18 protein-coding genes are annotated in these 15,709 nt (G+C 61.0%); 11 read left to right on the forward strand and 7 right to left on the reverse strand.

Annotation, left to right across the window (positions count from 1 at the left end):
* Positions 1-101 precede the first annotated feature (101 nt).
* The 7 genes from AB4N98_RS13650 (at position 102) to AB4N98_RS13680 (ending at position 6,514) form a co-directional block, all read left to right on the forward strand.
* A complete protein-coding gene (locus tag AB4N98_RS13650) occupies positions 102-848 on the forward strand; it encodes a LytR/AlgR family response regulator transcription factor (RefSeq protein ID WP_017526857.1) in 747 nt (248 codons plus the stop codon).
* Between the two features lie 138 nt (positions 849-986).
* Positions 987-1,928, forward strand: coding sequence for a hydroxymethylbilane synthase (gene hemC, locus AB4N98_RS13655; protein WP_017526858.1), 942 nt, complete (start codon positions 987-989; stop codon positions 1,926-1,928).
* Entirely contained in the window at positions 1,925-2,674 is a 750-nt protein-coding gene (locus AB4N98_RS13660; RefSeq protein WP_116078106.1) for a uroporphyrinogen-III synthase, read from the forward strand. The genes hemC and AB4N98_RS13660 overlap by 4 nt, the downstream gene beginning before the upstream one ends.
* Positions 2,675-2,715: 41 nt before the next feature.
* Positions 2,716-3,843 carry a uroporphyrinogen-III C-methyltransferase gene (locus AB4N98_RS13665; protein WP_065879271.1) on the forward strand — a complete coding sequence of 376 codons (1,128 nt, stop codon included), beginning with the start codon at positions 2,716-2,718 and terminating at the stop codon, positions 3,841-3,843.
* Positions 3,844-3,848: 5 nt separating this feature from the next.
* Complete coding sequence (locus tag AB4N98_RS13670) at positions 3,849-5,090, forward strand: heme biosynthesis protein HemY (protein ID WP_017526861.1); 1,242 nt, start codon at positions 3,849-3,851, stop codon at positions 5,088-5,090.
* Between the two features lie 234 nt (positions 5,091-5,324).
* Positions 5,325-5,846, forward strand: a complete 522-nt coding sequence (locus AB4N98_RS13675; RefSeq protein ID WP_017526862.1) for a disulfide bond formation protein B — start codon at positions 5,325-5,327, stop codon at positions 5,844-5,846.
* Positions 5,847-6,055: 209 nt separating this feature from the next.
* Positions 6,056-6,514, forward strand: coding sequence for an Rsd/AlgQ family anti-sigma factor (locus AB4N98_RS13680; protein WP_017526863.1), 459 nt, complete (start codon positions 6,056-6,058; stop codon positions 6,512-6,514).
* Between the two features lie 53 nt (positions 6,515-6,567).
* On the opposite strand, the gene AB4N98_RS13685 is transcribed toward AB4N98_RS13680, so the two are convergent.
* Complete coding sequence (locus AB4N98_RS13685; protein ID WP_065879272.1) at positions 6,568-7,245, reverse strand: FKBP-type peptidyl-prolyl cis-trans isomerase; 678 nt, start codon at positions 7,243-7,245, stop codon at positions 6,568-6,570.
* 192 nt (positions 7,246-7,437) lie between these two features.
* Between AB4N98_RS13685 and AB4N98_RS13690 the strand changes: the two genes are divergently transcribed.
* On the forward strand, positions 7,438-8,499 hold the full coding sequence (locus AB4N98_RS13690; protein ID WP_460148674.1) for an AlgP family protein: 1,062 nt from the start codon (positions 7,438-7,440) through the stop codon (positions 8,497-8,499).
* On the opposite strand, the gene AB4N98_RS13695 is transcribed toward AB4N98_RS13690, so the two are convergent.
* The gene (locus AB4N98_RS13695) at positions 8,496-8,963 is read right to left on the reverse strand and encodes a TIGR02444 family protein (RefSeq protein ID WP_068935502.1); all 468 of its coding nucleotides are present in this window, start codon (positions 8,961-8,963) and stop codon (positions 8,496-8,498) included. The genes AB4N98_RS13690 and AB4N98_RS13695 overlap by 4 nt on opposite strands.
* A 50-nt stretch (positions 8,964-9,013) precedes the next feature.
* Here AB4N98_RS13695 and AB4N98_RS13700 point away from each other — a divergent pair, with 50 nt between their 5' ends.
* The 3 genes from AB4N98_RS13700 to AB4N98_RS13710 all read left to right on the forward strand — a co-directional run bounded on the left by AB4N98_RS13700 (position 9,014) and on the right by AB4N98_RS13710 (position 12,219).
* On the forward strand, positions 9,014-10,924 hold the full coding sequence (locus AB4N98_RS13700) for an ATP-binding cassette domain-containing protein (protein ID WP_017530839.1): 1,911 nt from the start codon (positions 9,014-9,016) through the stop codon (positions 10,922-10,924).
* Positions 10,924-11,496, forward strand: a complete 573-nt coding sequence (locus AB4N98_RS13705) for a mechanosensitive ion channel family protein (protein ID WP_003176850.1) — start codon at positions 10,924-10,926, stop codon at positions 11,494-11,496. Before AB4N98_RS13700 ends, AB4N98_RS13705 begins: the two co-directional genes overlap by 1 nt.
* A gap of 90 nt (positions 11,497-11,586) precedes the next feature.
* Positions 11,587-12,219: a LysE family transporter gene (locus AB4N98_RS13710; RefSeq protein WP_460148677.1), complete on the forward strand. Its 633-nt coding sequence runs from the start codon at positions 11,587-11,589 to the stop codon at positions 12,217-12,219.
* 78 nt (positions 12,220-12,297) lie between these two features.
* Here AB4N98_RS13710 and AB4N98_RS13715 read toward each other — a convergent pair whose 3' ends face one another.
* The 5 genes from AB4N98_RS13715 to AB4N98_RS13735 are packed head-to-tail and all read right to left on the reverse strand — an operon-like array spanning position 12,298 to position 15,708.
* A complete protein-coding gene (locus tag AB4N98_RS13715; RefSeq protein ID WP_017530841.1) occupies positions 12,298-13,038 on the reverse strand; it encodes a hypothetical protein in 741 nt (246 codons plus the stop codon).
* Positions 13,039-13,041: 3 nt separating this feature from the next.
* The gene (gene lpoB, locus AB4N98_RS13720; RefSeq protein ID WP_017530842.1) at positions 13,042-13,629 is read right to left on the reverse strand and encodes a penicillin-binding protein activator LpoB; all 588 of its coding nucleotides are present in this window, start codon (positions 13,627-13,629) and stop codon (positions 13,042-13,044) included.
* A 35-nt stretch (positions 13,630-13,664) separates the two neighbouring features.
* The gene (locus AB4N98_RS13725; protein ID WP_017530843.1) at positions 13,665-14,036 is read right to left on the reverse strand and encodes a YcfL family protein; all 372 of its coding nucleotides are present in this window, start codon (positions 14,034-14,036) and stop codon (positions 13,665-13,667) included.
* Positions 14,037-14,046: 10 nt separating this feature from the next.
* On the reverse strand, positions 14,047-15,444 hold the full coding sequence (locus AB4N98_RS13730; RefSeq protein WP_017530844.1) for a COG3014 family protein: 1,398 nt from the start codon (positions 15,442-15,444) through the stop codon (positions 14,047-14,049).
* 42 nt (positions 15,445-15,486) lie between these two features.
* Positions 15,487-15,708, reverse strand: coding sequence for a hypothetical protein (locus tag AB4N98_RS13735; protein ID WP_137220028.1), 222 nt, complete (start codon positions 15,706-15,708; stop codon positions 15,487-15,489).
* Position 15,709: the final 1 nt, after the last annotated feature.

Here is a 15,709-nt window from a genome sequence, read left to right on the forward strand (position 1 = left end):
TTTGCCGCTCGCGCTAGTCTTAGCGTGGATCGCTGTGACGCAAGTCACCGCACCTGTCTACGCTATCCTTGTGCGAGACTCACGCAGGAATCCAGCGCAATATGAATGTCCTGATCGTTGATGACGAACCCCAAGCCCGCGAGCGACTGAGCCGTTTGGTCAGTGAACTCGAGGGTTATACAGTCCTTGAACCGAGCGCCACCACCGGTGAGGAGGCGTTGACGTTGATCGACAGCCTGAAGCCGGATGTGGTGTTACTCGATATCCGCATGCCTGGCCTCGATGGCCTGCAAGTCGCTGCTCGCCTGAGTGAGCGCGAATCGTCCCCGGCGCTGGTGCTGTGCGCCGCTCACGAAGAGTTTGCCGAACAGTCGCTTGAAGCCAGCGGCGTGAGTTTTGTGAGCAAGCCAGTGACAACCGAGGCCTTGCTCAAGGCGTTGAAAAGAGCCGAGCGTCCCAATCGCGCCCAACTCGCTGCCCTGACGCAGCCCGCCGCCCAAAGCGGGAACGGGCCGCGCAGCCATATCAGCGCACGTACACGCAAAGGTATCGAACTGATCCCCCTTAACCAGGTGGTCTACTTCATTGCCGATCACAAATACGTGACCCTGCGCCATGAGGCTGGCGAAGTGCTGCTCGATGAGCCACTCAAGGCGCTTGAGGATGAGTTCGGCGATCGCTTCGTACGTATCCACCGCAACGCGCTGGTGGCTCGCGAGCGCATCGAACGCCTGCAACGCACCCCGCTTGGGCACTTTCAGCTGTTTCTCAAAGGCTTGAATGGTGACGCCTTGATCGTCAGCCGACGGCATGTCGCCGGCGTGCGCAAAATGATGCAGCAGCTTTAGCCTGAGGGCTGTGGCGATGGGTGCATTCCTTATCCCGGTGCGACGTGGCCAGGGAGGCCCCGCACTTGCTGATTCAAATCAAGGCGTATTTGCCTGAACTGTTATTATCTGCCGTATCTATTCAGTACGGATTGATCCATGTCCTCTCGCGAAATCCGCATCGCCACCCGTAAAAGTGCGCTGGCCTTATGGCAGGCCGAATACGTCAAAGCACGCCTCGAGCAGGCTCACCCGGGCCTCAAAGTGTCTCTGGTGCCCATGGTCAGTCGCGGCGACAAGCTGCTCGACTCGCCGCTCTCGAAAATCGGCGGTAAGGGCCTGTTCGTCAAGGAACTGGAAACCGCGCTGCTGGAAAACGAAGCCGATATCGCCGTGCACTCGATGAAAGACGTGCCCATGGACTTCCCGCAAGGCCTGGGCTTGTTTTGCATCTGCGAGCGCGAAGACCCGCGTGATGCCTTTGTTTCCAACACTTACCAATCCCTGGATGAATTGCCTTTGGGCAGTATCGTCGGCACCTCCAGCCTGCGTCGCCAGGCTCAGTTGCTGACCCGTCGCCCGGACCTGCAGATTCGCTTTCTGCGCGGCAACGTCAACACCCGTCTGGCCAAGCTGGATGCCGGCGAGTACGACGCGATCATCCTCGCCGCCGCCGGCTTGATCCGTCTGGGCTTCGAAGACCGCATCACCTCGGCCATCAGCGTTGAAGACAGTTTGCCGGCGGGTGGGCAGGGTGCCGTGGGCATTGAATGCCGCACCGCCGATACTCAAATACATGCGCTGCTCAAACCGCTTGATCACCCCGACACCGACGTGCGCGTCACGGCCGAGCGCGCCCTGAACAAACACCTGAACGGTGGCTGCCAGGTGCCGATCGCCTGCTACGCCGTGCTCGAAGGTGAAAACCTGTGGTTGCGTGGCCTGGTGGGTGATCCGGACGGCGGCACGCTGTTGACCGCCGAGGTACGTGGGCCACAGTGCGATGCGACGGCCTTGGGTATTCAGGTGGCCGAAGCGCTGCTGGAAAAAGGCGCCGGCACCATTCTGCAAAAAGTCTACGGTGAGGCCGGTCCACAGTGAGCGGTTGGCGAGTGCTGCTGACGCGCCCGGCCGAGGAGTCGAAGGCCCTGGCGTCGTCGTTGTCCGAAGCTGGAATCTTCAGCAGCAGCTTGCCCTTGTTGGAGATCGAGCCGTTACCCGTTACCGCTCAACAGCAGGCAGTCTTCCATGACCTGGGTCGCTACTGCGCGGTGATTGTTGTCAGCAAGCCCGCCGCGCGCCTGGCCGTGCAACGGTTGGATCAAGCATGGCCGTCACTGCAATGGTTCAGCGTCGGCGCTGCCACCGCGCAAGTACTGGCCGACAAAGGCCTGGATGTTAAGTATCCCCCTACTGGCGACGACAGCGAGGCCTTGCTTCAATTGCCTGCGTTGCGCGAGGCTATTGCACGGCCTGGTGCGCGGGTGTTGATCCTGCGTGGCGAGGGCGGTCGAGAGCTGCTGGCGCAGCGTTTGGGCGAGAGAGGTGCTAGTGTCGACTATCTGGAGTTGTACCGCCGTTTCCTTCCGGCCTATGACGACGGTGTATTGATGCGACGCATCCAGTTGGAACGCTTGAACGGCCTGGTGGTCAGCAGTGGGCAGGGTTTTTCGCACCTGCACGCCCTGGCAGGCGCCGATTGGCCAGCGGTGGCGCAGTTGCCGTTGTTCGTGCCCAGCCCGCGGGTCGCCGAGATGGCACGGGCTGCTGGCGCAGAAAAAGTTGTGGATTGTCGCGGTGCGAGTGCCGCGGCTTTGTTAGTGGCGTTGCGCAGCACTGCCCCCTGAGGCCGGCCGCTCCCACTCTCTGATACGCAAAGGACGGATACGTGAGCGAAACAGCCTTGCCTAAAGATGAAGCCCAACCCGCACTTGATGCGCCGGTTGAGTCACCGGTCCCCGCGCCGCGCCGTGGCAATGGCCTGGCAATGGTTGCCCTGTTGCTGGGTGTCGCCGGCGTTGCCGCCGGCGGTTGGGGGATCTGGCAGGTCCGTGCCCTGCAAGCCAGCAGCCAGCAACAGCTGGGCCAGGTGCAGACCCTGGATGACCAGTCCCAATCCCTCAAGCAGGGCCAGCAGCAACTGGCCGCGCGCCTGGCTCAATTGCCGCCCGCCGATGAGCTGGAAGAACGTCGCCGCCTGGTGGCCCAACTGCAGGGTGACCAGCAGCGCCTCAGCCAGCGACTGGAAACCGTGCTGGGTGCCAGCCGCAAGGATTGGCGCCTGGCCGAAGCCGAGCATCTGATCCGCCTGGCGAGTTTGCGCTTGTCCGCCCTGCAAGATATCAACAGCGCCCAGGCACTGGTTCAGGGCGCCGATGAAATTTTGCGGGAGCAGAGCGATCCTGGCGCCTATGCGGCGCGCGAACAATTGGCCAAGAGCCTGGCCGCGCTGCGCAGCACCGAGCAGCCTGACCGCACCGGGCTTTATCTGCAATTGGCCGCCCTGCGTGACCAAGTGGTGCAGCTGGCGGCCATCGCGCCTGAATACCAACTCACCGAGCCTGCCTCCGAGGGACGCCCGAGCACCGACACAGATAACCGGTGGGGCCGGTGGTGGGAGCAGATTTCGCGCTACTTCCGCATCGACTTCAACCCTGACGACAACATCCGTCCGCTGCTGGCCGGTCAAGGCTTGAACCAGGTGCGCCTGGCCTTGAGCCTGGCCTTGGAGCAGGCGCAGTGGGCAGCGCTCAATGGTGAGGCGGCGGTGTATAGCCGCTCGCTGGGCGAGGCACGCAGCGTGTTGCAGGACAACTTCAACCAGGACAACCCGCAGAGCAAGGCGATGCTGGCGCGTATTGCCGAGCTTGAGCCCAAGGCTGTCTCGGTAGTGACGCCGGACCTGGCCGCCAGCCTGGCCGCGGTGCAGGCCTATCTTGAACGTCGTCATTTGTCTGCGGACGAAGCCAAGGCGGCGGCCGGCAAGCCGGCGGCCACGTCGGCGAAGCAGGAGTAGAGCCGATGAAGCGTTTCTATGTGATCCTGGTGCTGGCGATTGTGATCGCCCTGGCCCTGGCGGTGGGCGTTTCAAAACACACCGGCTACGTGCTGATTACTTATCCGCATGTGCTGCATTACGAGTCGAGCCTGTGGGCGACCTTGGTGGCGGTGTTTGTCATCGGCCTGGCGATCTACCTCATTCGCGTATTGCTGAGCCTGCTGGGCACCTCGGGTGGCGTGGTCAACCCGTGGTCGCGGCGTAACCGCAGCCGCCGCGTACAGATCGCCATCGAACAAGGTCAGATGGACCTCGCCGAAGGCCGCTGGGCCGCCGCCGAACGGCACCTGCACCGGGCCGCCGAGGCCGAGCGCCAGCCATTGCTGTACTACCTCGGTGCGGCACGGGCGGCGAATGAGCAGGGTCGTTATGAGGAGTCGGACGGTTTGCTTGAGCGTGCCCTGGAGCGCCAGCCCCAGGCTGAATTGGCGGTTGCGTTGAGCCATGCGCAGCTGCAATTGGACCGTGGCGATACGGACGGCGCACTCACCACCTTGCAGGCGATGCACGAGCGGCATCCCCATAACGCTCAAGTGTTGCGTCAATTGCAGCGTCTGCACCAACAGCGGGGCGACTGGTCATCGGTAATCCGCCTGCTGCCCCAGTTGCGCAAGGACAAGGTGTTGCCTGCCACTGAACTGGCTGAGCTGGAGCGTCGCGCCTGGGGTGAAAACCTGACCCTGGCGGCCCAACGCGAAGAGCAAGGCGAAGCGGGTTTGCAATCTCTTGAGCGAGCCTGGCAGCAACTCACCGCCGCCCAGCGCCAGGAGCCGCAATTGATCCTGGCCTATGCCGAACAGCTGCGCCAATTGGGCGCCGACGCCACGGCGGAGGAGGTGTTGCGCGGTGCGATCAAGCGCGGTTATGACAGCCACCTGATCCGGCTCTATGGGCTTTTGCGTGGCAGCGATCCGGCCCGCCAATTGAAGTTCGCCGAAAGTTGGCTCAAGGATCACCCAGCCGACGCCAGCCTGCTGCTGACGTTGGGCCGCTTGTGCCTACAAAACAGCTTGTGGGGCAAGGCGCGGGACTATCTGGAAAACAGCCTGCACGTGCAGCGCAATCCGGAGGCGTGTGCCGAGCTGGCGCGCTTGTTGGCCCAGTTGGGCGACACCGAACGTAGCAACCAGCTGTTCCAGGAAGGCCTGGGGCTGTTGGATAACCGCTTGCTTGCATCTGCGCTGCCAGTCCCTTCCCGGGCTTGATGTAGGAAAGGAGCCGAGTTGAACTCAGATTCATCTGCGAACCAGCCCTGATAAATCGTGAAAACGCGATTTTAAGGGCTTTGCAGCAAACTCCTACGTTCTGTTGCTAGAAGTCCTCCTCCTTCTGGTGGGATGTCCTAACGCTTTAACGGAATAGTCTCCTCTGGCACGTATTGAAAGCGGTCAGGCCTTTCCTCTACCGTAACGACCTATCTTTTGCGGTGCGGATAAAGCATGTCTTTGGCCCCTTCACGCTCCTTGTTTTTCCTCGCGTTCATGGCGGGTGCGCTGACATTGGGCGCGTCCTTTTATCTAGAGTTCGGTGCATCGTTGCGCCCCTGCTTCCTATGCCAGATGCAGCGCGGGTTTCTGGCCGTCTTCACGCTGATCAATCTGGTCGCGGCCCTCCACAACCCCCGGCGCGTGGCCATCTACCTGTACGGGCTGGCGGGCATGACCTGTGCGTTACTGGGCGCTGTCACCGCAGTGCGGCAGATGCTGTTGCAAAATGCCGCACCGGGCCAGGCCGCCGATTGCTGGCCCAGCCTGAGCCACATGATCGAAAACCTGTCGCTGTGGCAGGCGTTGCAATCAACGGTCAAAGGCACGGTGGATTGTGTTGAAATCAACTGGACCCTGTTTGACTTGAGCCTCCCCGAATGGAGTTTGCTGTTCTTCCTCGGGATGTTCGCTCTGGGCGTCATGCACTTTTCACACTTGTTTTTCAGCCGGCATGTACGCCAGGTCGGGTACTGAATGCCGCGCGCAGATTGTAGGGCGGGATTAAACACTTGTATGAACTTTCTCTCCTGCGTACCTTGAAGCCATGGTCATGCGGGCATAATCTGGCCCGCACGCATTATCGAAACCGTTTGTCCGAGTCGGCTATGCCCCGCAGCTGTTTTATCTTTAAGCATTAGGGGGGCATCAGGCGGCAGCGCCCCTATTAGGGAAGAGAGATCATCATGTTGGAAAGTTGTCAGAATGCTCAGGAACGCTGGGGTGGGGTGCATAAGCTGATCGACACATGGTTGAAGGCACGTCACGAACTGATTCGGGCCTTTGATACTCTCGGCGCAAAGCCCGAGGCATTGGCTGAGAATCGCGAACCGCTACAAGATTTCTGTGGCGTGTTGGTGGACTATGTGTCGGCAGGGCATTTCGGCGTCTATGAACAACTGACCAAGGAGGCGCAAGCCTTCGATGATCAGCGTGGCCTGAAGCTGGCCGAAACTATCTACCCGCGTATCGATGTCATCACCGAGAAGCTGTTGGCGTTCACCGACCTGTGTGATGCCGGTGAGTGTGTCGCCGAAAAATTCAAAGAATTGGGTGCGCTGCTCCACGAGCGTTTCGAGCTGGAAGACTGTCTGATCGAAGTGCTGCACAACGCCCACAAAGAAGAACCCGCCACTCAGGCTTGAACCTTGAGGGCGAAGTAAAAAACGGTGCGCATGGCGCACCGTTTTTTATTGGGTCAATGGCGAGTACCGAGCAATTCGATCTCGAATACCAATGGCGTATAGGGCGGGATCAACTCGCCGGCACCGTCGGCGCCATATGCCTGTGCCGAAGGAATCACCAGGCGCCATTTCGCGCCCACCGGCATCTGCTGCAAGGCGCTGCTCCAGCCGCTGATCACACTGTCCAGGCGAAACCATTGGGGCTGGGTGCTCTGATCGAATACCGTGCCATCGGGCAACCGACCTACGTATTTCACCTGGACCTGGTCGCTGGCGGACGGCTTACTGCCGGAGCCAGGGGATAGCTCGGTGAGCAGGATGCCATCCGCCAATTCGCGCACCCCTTTTGATGACTTTTCCCTGGTCAAAAACTGCTGTTCGGCGGCCAACGCTTTTTCACTTTCAGGCGCCGGCGCGTCGGCTTCATTTTGCGCTTCGTGCTGGGCAAGAATCTGTTCGATGCGTGCGTTATCCAGTGCCAGCGGCTTGCCTTGATAGGCTTGCTTGAGGCCGTCGATCAGAGCTTGAATCTGTAGGTCCGGGACTTCCTGGCGCAGGCGTTCACCGAGGCTGGCACCCAGGCTGTAGGCGAGGTCGTGCTGATTCTGTTCAGGGTTTTTTGCGGGCGCTTGCTCGTTCGCATTGGCGACAGAAATCGCCAAGCCAAGCATAAGAAAAAGGTAACGCGACATGGGCATTCTCCCGCCGAAAGTGCGACGGATTATGCCAGTGTGAAGGGATAAAAAGTGCCGCGTATTTTCGTTATATAAATAAGAATTTTCGTACGGTGCAACGCAAGGCAAACGATACTGTCAACATGCGCTAGCGGCGGTAAGAGCAGAGGGCTAGTATGAGCCGCACCCACGTCAGCCAGGAGGTAAACCATGTCGGCCAAACAGAAGCCTGTTAATACCCCGTTGCACTTACTCCAACAACTGTCGGGCAGCCTGCTCGAACATCTGGAAAGCGCTTGTTCCCAAGCCTTGGCCGATGCAGAAAAACTGCTCGCCAAGCTGGAAAAACAACGCGGTAAAGCGCAAGAAAAGCTGCACAAATCCCGTACCAAACTGCAAGACGCCGCCACTGCCGGCAAGGCCAAGGCACAAGCCAAAGCCAAAGATGCTGTCAAAGAACTTGAGGACCTGCTCGACGCCCTCAAGGATCGCCAAGCCGAAACCCGCGCCTATATTTCCCAACTCAAGAAAGATGCCCAGGAAAGTCTGAAACTGGCCCAGGGCGTTGGCCGTGTGAAAGAAGCTGTAGCGAAAGTGCTGGGCGCGCGTACACCGGCAAAAGCTGCCGCGGTGAGCACGGCAAAAAAGCCAGCTGCTAAAACTGCTGCCGCCAAACCAGCCGCCAAACCAGCCGCGAAGCCAGCCGCGAAGCCAGTTGCTAAAACCGCTGCCGCCAAACCAGCCGCGAAGCCAGTTGCTAAAACCGCTGCCGCCAAACCCGCCGCGAAGCCAGTTGCTAAAACCGCTGCCGCCAAACCGGCTGCGAAGCCAGTTGCTAAAACCGCTGCCACCAAACCGGCTGCGAAGCCAGCTGCCAAACCCGCCGCTGCCAAACCAGTCGCGAAGCCAGCTGCTAAAACCGCTGCCGCCAAACCCGCCGCGAAGCCGGCTGCCAAAACCGCCGCTGCCAAACCAGCCGCGAAGCCAGCTGCCAAAACCGCCGCTGCCAAACCGGCCGCAAAGCCAGCTGCTAAAACCGCTGCCGCCAAACCCGCCGCGAAGCCAGCTGCTAAAACCGCCGCCGCCAAACCGGCCGCAAAGCCCGCTGCGAAACCAGCCGCCAAGCCAGCCGCTAAACCTGCTGCCGTCAAACCAGCACCGGCCAAGCCAGCAGCTCCAGCGACCCCGGCAGCCACCACCGCTCCAACCGCATCGGCCAGCAGCACGCCTGCACCGGTAGCGCCAAGCACCACCCCAACCAGCGCTTCCTAAGTGCCGGTGGCCATGACGCGCAGCTGCTGCAGCGCGTCGTGGTCAAGGTTGGCGGCATCCTCAGCCGCCAGTCCTTCCAGCCATCTCTGTTGATCGGCACCCTCGTTTGATGGCCATTGCTGTGCCAGAACATCGAGGCGCATCAACAATTGCCGTTCCGCATCCAGTTCCAGGGCTTTGACCCTTTCACGTAACGCGGCCAGTCGTTCATCCTTCCCCGCCATGGCTCGCCATTGCACACGCACCTGTCGCAACGGTTCGATCACCTGCGCCTGCCAGGGCCTGGCGATCTGCTGGAGCGCCTCTATACGCTCGGCCGTCAGCGCCACCCCGCGTTGTTCCAGCCAGGCCCCACAAAGCAGCAGGCACACATCCGCCCCTTGTTCCTGCAGGCTCAGGCAGGCGGCTTCGACGCCCGGGCGGGCATAGGTCGAGAGGGCAAAGCTCCACAGGTCAGCGCACATATTCACACCCAAGCCAGCGGCCAACGAAGCTGGTAGACTCCGCCGCCATTATGATCCGACTTCAAAGCCTAACATTACAGCGTGGCCCGCAACGTCTTCTCGAAGACGCCGAGCTGACCCTGCACGCCGGTCACAAAGCCGGCCTGATCGGTGCCAATGGCGCCGGTAAATCCACGTTGTTTGCCCTGTTGCTGGGTGAACTGACCCCGGACTCCGGCGACTGCCTGCTGCCGGCCGACTGGCGCATCGCCCATATGCGCCAGGAGATCGACACCCTGGACCGCATCGCGATCGACTACGTGCTCGATGGCGACCTGCGTCTGCGCCAGGTGCAACACGACCTCGCCGAGGCCGAGAAAGCCCAGGACGGCGCCGCCCAGGCCCGGTTGCACTCGGAGCTGGACAGCGCCGACGGCTATACCGCCGATGCTCGCGCCCGCAAGATGCTCGCCGGCCTTGGCTTTACCAACGAACAAATGGATCGCCCGGTCGCGGACTTCTCCGGTGGCTGGCGCATGCGCCTGAACCTGGCGCAGGCACTGATGTGCCCTTCGGACCTGTTGCTGCTCGATGAACCGACCAACCACTTGGACCTCGATGCGATCCTGTGGCTGGAAGATTTCCTCAAGAACTACCAGGGCACTTTGTTGCTGATTTCCCACGACCGGGATTTCCTCGACGCCGTGGTCGACAACATCGCCCACGTCGAACAGAAGAAAATCACGCTCTACCGTGGCGGCTACTCCGCGTTCGAACGCGCGCGTGCCGAGCGCCTGGCCCAGCAGCAACAAGCCTACGAGAAACAGCAGGCGCAGCGCGCGCACATGGAAAGCTACATTGCCCGGTTCAAGGCCCAGGCCACCAAGGCCCGCCAGGCCCAGAGCCGGATCAAAGCGTTGGAACGCATGGAGGAGCTGTCGGCGGCCCACGTCGATTCGCCGTTCGATTTTGTGTTCCGCGAGTCGGTGAAAATCTCCAGCCCGCTGTTGGACCTGTCCGATGCTCGCCTGGGCTACGGCGACAAGACCATCCTGGAGAAGGTCAAACTACAGCTCACGCCAGGTGCGCGTATCGGCCTGCTGGGCCCGAACGGCGCAGGCAAGTCGACGTTGATCAAGAACCTGTCGGGCGAACTCGAACCGTTGGCCGGCCGCTTGACCCGTGGCGAGAACACGGTGGTGGGCTACTTTGCCCAGCACCAGTTGGACTCCCTGGACTCCAAGGCCAGCCCATTGCTGCACCTGCAACGCCTGGCGCCGACCGAGCGCGAGCAAACCCTGCGGGACTTCCTCGGTGGTTTCGATTTCCGTGGCGCGCGTATCGATGAGCCGGTGCTGAACTTCTCCGGCGGCGAAAAAGCGCGCCTGGCCCTGGCTCTCATCGCCTGGGATCGGCCGAACCTGCTGTTGCTCGACGAACCGACCAACCACCTGGACCTGGAAATGCGCCTGGCGCTGACCATGGCCTTGCAGGAGTTCAGCGGTGCGGTACTGGTGGTGTCTCACGATCGCCACTTGCTCAAGAGCACCACCGATAACTTCCTGTTGGTGGCCGACGGCAAAGTCGAGGAATTCGATGGCGACCTGGACGACTATGCACGCTGGCTGACGGATTACCGTCTGCGCAATGCGCCGGCGAGCAACACCCCGGTCAACCCGGACAAGACCGACAAGAAAGCCCAGCGTCAGGCCGCCGCCGCGTTGCGTCAGCAACTGGCGCCGCACAAGCGCGAAGCCGACAAGCTGGAAGCCGAGTTGGGCAAGGTGCATGAGCGCCTGGCCAAGATCGAAGCCAGCCTGGGCGACAGCGCCGTATACGAGGCGGCACGCAAGGACGAGTTGCGTGACCTGCTGGCCGAACAGGCCAGGCTCAAGGTGCGCGAAGGCCAATTGGAGGAAACCTGGATGGAAGCCCTCGAACTGCTCGAAACCCTGCAAGCGGAGCTGGAGGCGCTGTCCTGATGGAAGCGTTACAGCTGCCGCTACCGGCGCAATGGATAGAACCGGTATGGATCGGCGTGCAAATCCTGCTGATCCTGTTGGCCGGTTACCTCGCGCAGCGCTTCGTTGCCAAAGGCCTGACGCGCCTGGGCGAGCGTTACCCGTTCCCGCCGCAATTGCTGATGCCGCTGCGGGGTGGCTTGCGCTGGTTGATCATGGGCAGTGCGCTGATCTTCGTGCTGGGCCGCCTGGGCGTGTCTGCCACGGTGCTGTGGACGGCGCTGTCGGGGTTTGTAGCGGTCGCCGCCGTGGCGTTCTTTGCCATGTGGTCGGTGCTGTCCAACCTGTTGTGCGCCATCCTGATCTTTACCGTGGGGCCGTTTCGCCTCGGTGACATCGTCGAGCTGGTGGATACCGTCGACAAACCCGGCGTAAAAGGCCGGGTCGTGGCGATCAATCTGCTCTACACCACGCTGATCGAGGTGGAAGCGGCGGGCACCGACAGCGCCATTGTGCAGGTGCCTAACAGCCTGTTTTTCCAGCGCTCCGTGCGGCGTTGGCCTGGCACCCACGTGTTTCCGGGCGATCGCTAGTATTCACATCTTATAAAAAATCTATAGCCAGCCCTCGGTCGGCGGAGTTAGCTTAAGGCCACAACAGCAAACTCCCCTCCGAGGTGTGCAATGGCGCTCGATACGTGGCTGGCCTTCTTCCTGGCCAGTTGGATCATCTCTCTGTCCCCTGGTGCCGGTGCCATCGCTTCGATGTCCAGCGGCCTGCAATACGGTTTCGTGCGCGGCTACTGGAACGCCATCGGCCTGCAACTGGGCCTGGCGATGCAGATTGCCGTGGTGGCCTGTGGGTTGGGAGCCATTTTGGCGACGTCGTCCACGGCGTTCTATGCGATCAAATGGTTTGGCGTGGCCTATCTGGTGTACCTGGCCGTCAAGCAATGGCGTGCGCTGCCCATGGACATGAGCGATGACGCGACCCCGCGCGCCGTGGGCAAGCCGATGGCGATGATGTTCCGCGGCTTTCTGGTCAACGCCAGTAACCCCAAGGCCCTGGTGTTCATGCTCGCGGTACTGCCGCAGTTCGTGAACCCGCAGGCGCCGTTGCTGATCCAGTACCTGATGTTGGGCGCGACCATGATTAGCGTCGATATGATCGTGATGGCCGGGTACACCGGGCTGGCATCGAAGGTGTTGCGCCTGTTGCGCACGCCCAAACAGCAAAAACGCATGAACCGTACGTTTGCCGGGTTGTTCGTGGGGGCTGCGGGCTTCCTTGCCAGCTTGCATCGCGCAACGGCCTGACTGACGAAACCGAATCAAAATGTGGGAGGGGGCAAGCGCCCTCCCATATTGGTTTTGTGTTGCCTGGAGGACTACCGCTCAGCGCAATATCTTCGGCGCTTCATCCCGTGGCAGGTTGTTGCGCAGCACTGGCTGGCCGGGGTCTTGGTAGCCGCCGCCCAGTTGTTCCGCCAATTGGCGCGCCACATCCTCACCCAACGCTTTCGACACTTCTTTGACCACCCGCGGCCGGTTGAGGCTCACGCGCACGTCGCGGCTGTTCACCAGCTTGGTGTCCTGGCCTTCACCCATGGCGGTAAACGCCGAGGTGATTTCGAAGGTGCGTGTGTTGATCAAACTGAAGTCCGCCACCAGGGTCAGGCCCAGCACCGCCGAGTAGCTGTTGGTGTGGTCCAGGGCGTTGATGTCCTGGGTGAAGTCGATGTCCGACAGCGTGCCGAACAGCACGTAATCCGCGCCTTTGAAGTGACCGGCCTTGATGCGCTTGATCACGTCATAGACGTCACCCTTGGCATCGGCGGTGTAGGGCGTGCCTTGCACCAGTTGGAACTGGCGGGACTTGAGGATCTCGCCCTTGATGTCACCGCTGAACTTACGCAGCTCGGTCTGTTCGATGTAGCTGGTACGGCTTTCATACTCGCTGTAGTTCGAGGCGCCGCTGGCGTGGTAGCTGCTTGCCTGGAAGTTGTTGCTGGCCGAGACCTGGTGGATGTATTCCTCGACCCGCGCCTCGTAGGCCAGGTCGGTCACCGCGATCTTCGGCGCGGCCGAGGCGCCAAAGGCGCACAACAGGCCGATCATGCCGATCCATGCACGCATTGCTTAGCGCTCCGTAGTCTTGCGGATTTCTTTTTCGTCCATCCACTCGGCCAGGCCGCTCTCGACGTCGATCAACTGCAGGCTGAATTTGTAAAAGACGTCCTTGTAGTCCGAGCTGCGCTTGACGATGGAGCTGATGGAGCCTTCCAGGCGGTACTTGGCCGCGACCATGTTGCCGGTCTTGCTCACAGTGGTCTTCTTGTACAGGCCGCTCTGGTTCTGCAGCTTGAGCTGGTCAACCTGGCTCTGCATGTCGGTGTTGTCACTGGCAAAGCGTGCGGTGCCGGTCTTCATCAGCTGGGTTTTGATCGACGTGGTGATCTCACGGGTGTCGATGTACTCGCTGGTCTTGTTCTTCACGTCGTACACCTGGACTACCGGGCGGCCGTGCAGGATGCCGGATTGGGCCAGGGAGCGGGTCATGCTTTCGGCGATCATCTGCAGATCGGTGGAACCGAACTCGTTGGTCACCGTTTCCACGGCCTTGGTGTCGCCGTAGTTAATGTTCTTACTGCCCAGTACCGGCGAAGTATTGGCGCAGCCGCTGACCAGTACGGCAACCACGGCGAGAATCGAAAAGCGTGCAAACATGGGGAAATCTCTCTGGCGCTTAAGAAGGGGACGGCTCAAGGGGTTTTGACTTCAAGACGGAAATCCGCCGCCTGGGGCAAGTTGGCGATGGCCGGCAGGAACGTCGCCTGGTTGGCGTACAGGTTCAGCACTTTCCAGGTGTCTTCGTCGCCCACCGGGAAACCGTCGGCGCCCAGCCAGGCGAAGCGGTAATACATCGTCTGGTTGCTGCTGGTGATGTTGCTCAATTGCACCTTGGCGGTGAGGAAGCCGTTTTCGCGCGCAACGCGAATGGCGCCGACCGCGATGCCCTTGAACTTGCCCATCACCACGATTTTGCTCGCGGCGCTGCCGGGCTCCGGCGGCGGCGGGGTGGCGCAGCCGGCGAGCAGGACCAGCGCCAGGGCGCCGAGGATGAAGTGACGCATAGCGTGCTCCTTACGGTTGTTTGAGGGTGGCAATGGCCTGGGGCGGTGTGCTCGGTATGACATGGGCCGCGAGGCCGCCGGCGAATACTTGATTGCCGACCACGCGCAGGGTGATCACTTGGTAGCGCTGGTCGGCCTTGACCGTCACCAGCGTGCCACCCAAGGCATTGGGCAGGCTGACTTGATGCTCGCCGTGCTTGAGGCGCAGGCGAGTCACTTGGGTCATGTCCGGCAGGGTGCGCCAGGTGCGGGTGTCGGCGCCTTCGGTCACGGCCGAGGCGATGCCCAATACCAGGCCGGCCATGGGGTTGGTCTTGTTCAAGTTGTTTTGTGCCACGCCGCGGGTCACCGCGCGCACGGTGGTCCGCAGGATGATCCCCGGCATGTCATCACGCAGTGCGCGACGCGACATGGCGGTGGTGCTGTTGAGCGCAGTGAGGTTCTGTTGCTGTCCATCGACGCCGATCTGGGCAAAGGTGGCGGTGGATGTATCGGCCTTGATCACCGGGAACGACAGCGGGGTAATCACCAGGTTGCCATTGATCGGGATCGGCAGCGGCAGGCGGATCGAGTCGCGGGCCGGGGCCAGGCCGCTCTGCACCACAATCAGCACCTCGGTTTCATTGGCGCCGACCTTGGATTTGTCCAGATCCAGCAAGGCCTTTTCCAGCAACGGCGTATTCGGGCGCAGCTCGGCGGCCTTGCGGTAGCCGGGGGCGGCCAAGTCTTTTTCGCCGAGGGCCTCATAGATGAAACCTGCCAGGTAATGGCTGAACGCACTCTGGTAGCTGTTTTTGAGGCCGACCACTTCCGGCGCGTTCAGGGCTTGCACCGGGTAACCGCTCAGGTCTTTCATCTGGGTGGTCACGCCTTCACGCTGGGCTTCGTCCTCGCGCTTGAGGTATTCCTTGTCGCGCAGGTCGGCGATCACGGCTTCGCGTTCGTGGGTCTTCTTGATCTCGGTACGCGCGCCGTCGAAGTCATTCACGGCCAGCAGGTTGAGTGCCATCTGCGTGGTCAGCATGACTTTTTCGTAGTCATAGCCTTCGTAGCGACGCACCTTGTCGTTGGCCAGGAAACTGCCGAACTGGGACAGGTACTTTGCGCTGTCGAACTTGACCGACTCTTCCCACTTATAGACTTGCAGGTCGGCGCTGCGCCAGGCGGTCTGGCTGCCGGTCAGGTCGCCCTTGGCCCGCAACAACTCGCCCTTTTCGAAGAAATAGAGCAAGTCCTTGTCTTGGCTGGTGTTGTTTTTTTCCAGCAGGGTCAGGGCGCCGTCGACATTGCCGGTGGCCAATTGCTGGTTAGTGGCTTGCAGCTCGGTGTCGTAGCTGCGAAACATCGAGCAGCCGCTGAGCAACGTCACCGCCGCGAGCGCGAGCGGAGTTAAGGCGCGAAATGCCATGCAGCTTCTTCCCTGAAAGTGATCAACCGATATGGTGATTCCTCATAAAGACGAGGAACGAAAATTCCCTTTCGCACTAACAGGGCGCGGCATTATAAGCGCCATTACTGGCAAAACAATGGCTTTTTGCTGTGTTGTTCGCGGTAAAAATGCCACTACTGCGCCTAAAATCTCAGCGCGCGCACGCGCCAAATCACATACGCCTTGAGTCAAAGCCCTTAAAGCTGAACAATATGTTACTTCTTGTTTCCCTTTGAGATTCATT

The sequence above is a fragment of the Pseudomonas sp. S3_E10 genome, from assembly GCF_054667615.1.

What these genes read in the sequence shown, in the direction of transcription:
- AB4N98_RS13650 (WP_017526857.1), top strand. Translation starts at nt 102, where the DNA reads ATGAATGTCCTGATCGTTGATGACGAACCCCAAGCCCGCGAGCGACTG.
- hemC (WP_017526858.1), top strand. Translation starts at nt 987, where the DNA reads ATGTCCTCTCGCGAAATCCGCATCGCCACCCGTAAAAGTGCGCTGGCC.
- AB4N98_RS13670 (WP_017526861.1), top strand. Translation starts at nt 3,849, where the DNA reads ATGAAGCGTTTCTATGTGATCCTGGTGCTGGCGATTGTGATCGCCCTG.
- AB4N98_RS13675 (WP_017526862.1), top strand. Translation starts at nt 5,325, where the DNA reads ATGTCTTTGGCCCCTTCACGCTCCTTGTTTTTCCTCGCGTTCATGGCG.
- AB4N98_RS13680 (WP_017526863.1), top strand. Translation starts at nt 6,056, where the DNA reads ATGTTGGAAAGTTGTCAGAATGCTCAGGAACGCTGGGGTGGGGTGCAT.
- AB4N98_RS13685 (WP_065879272.1), bottom strand. Translation starts at nt 7,245, where the DNA reads ATGTCGCGTTACCTTTTTCTTATGCTTGGCTTGGCGATTTCTGTCGCC.
- AB4N98_RS13690 (WP_460148674.1), top strand. Translation starts at nt 7,438, where the DNA reads ATGTCGGCCAAACAGAAGCCTGTTAATACCCCGTTGCACTTACTCCAA.
- AB4N98_RS13695 (WP_068935502.1), bottom strand. Translation starts at nt 8,963, where the DNA reads ATGTGCGCTGACCTGTGGAGCTTTGCCCTCTCGACCTATGCCCGCCCG.
- AB4N98_RS13700 (WP_017530839.1), top strand. Translation starts at nt 9,014, where the DNA reads ATGATCCGACTTCAAAGCCTAACATTACAGCGTGGCCCGCAACGTCTT.
- AB4N98_RS13705 (WP_003176850.1), top strand. Translation starts at nt 10,924, where the DNA reads ATGGAAGCGTTACAGCTGCCGCTACCGGCGCAATGGATAGAACCGGTA.
- AB4N98_RS13710 (WP_460148677.1), top strand. Translation starts at nt 11,587, where the DNA reads ATGGCGCTCGATACGTGGCTGGCCTTCTTCCTGGCCAGTTGGATCATC.
- AB4N98_RS13715 (WP_017530841.1), bottom strand. Translation starts at nt 13,038, where the DNA reads ATGCGTGCATGGATCGGCATGATCGGCCTGTTGTGCGCCTTTGGCGCC.
- lpoB (WP_017530842.1), bottom strand. Translation starts at nt 13,629, where the DNA reads ATGTTTGCACGCTTTTCGATTCTCGCCGTGGTTGCCGTACTGGTCAGC.
- AB4N98_RS13725 (WP_017530843.1), bottom strand. Translation starts at nt 14,036, where the DNA reads ATGCGTCACTTCATCCTCGGCGCCCTGGCGCTGGTCCTGCTCGCCGGC.
- AB4N98_RS13730 (WP_017530844.1), bottom strand. Translation starts at nt 15,444, where the DNA reads ATGGCATTTCGCGCCTTAACTCCGCTCGCGCTCGCGGCGGTGACGTTG.
- AB4N98_RS13735 (WP_137220028.1), bottom strand. Translation starts at nt 15,708, where the DNA reads ATGAATCTCAAAGGGAAACAAGAAGTAACATATTGTTCAGCTTTAAGG.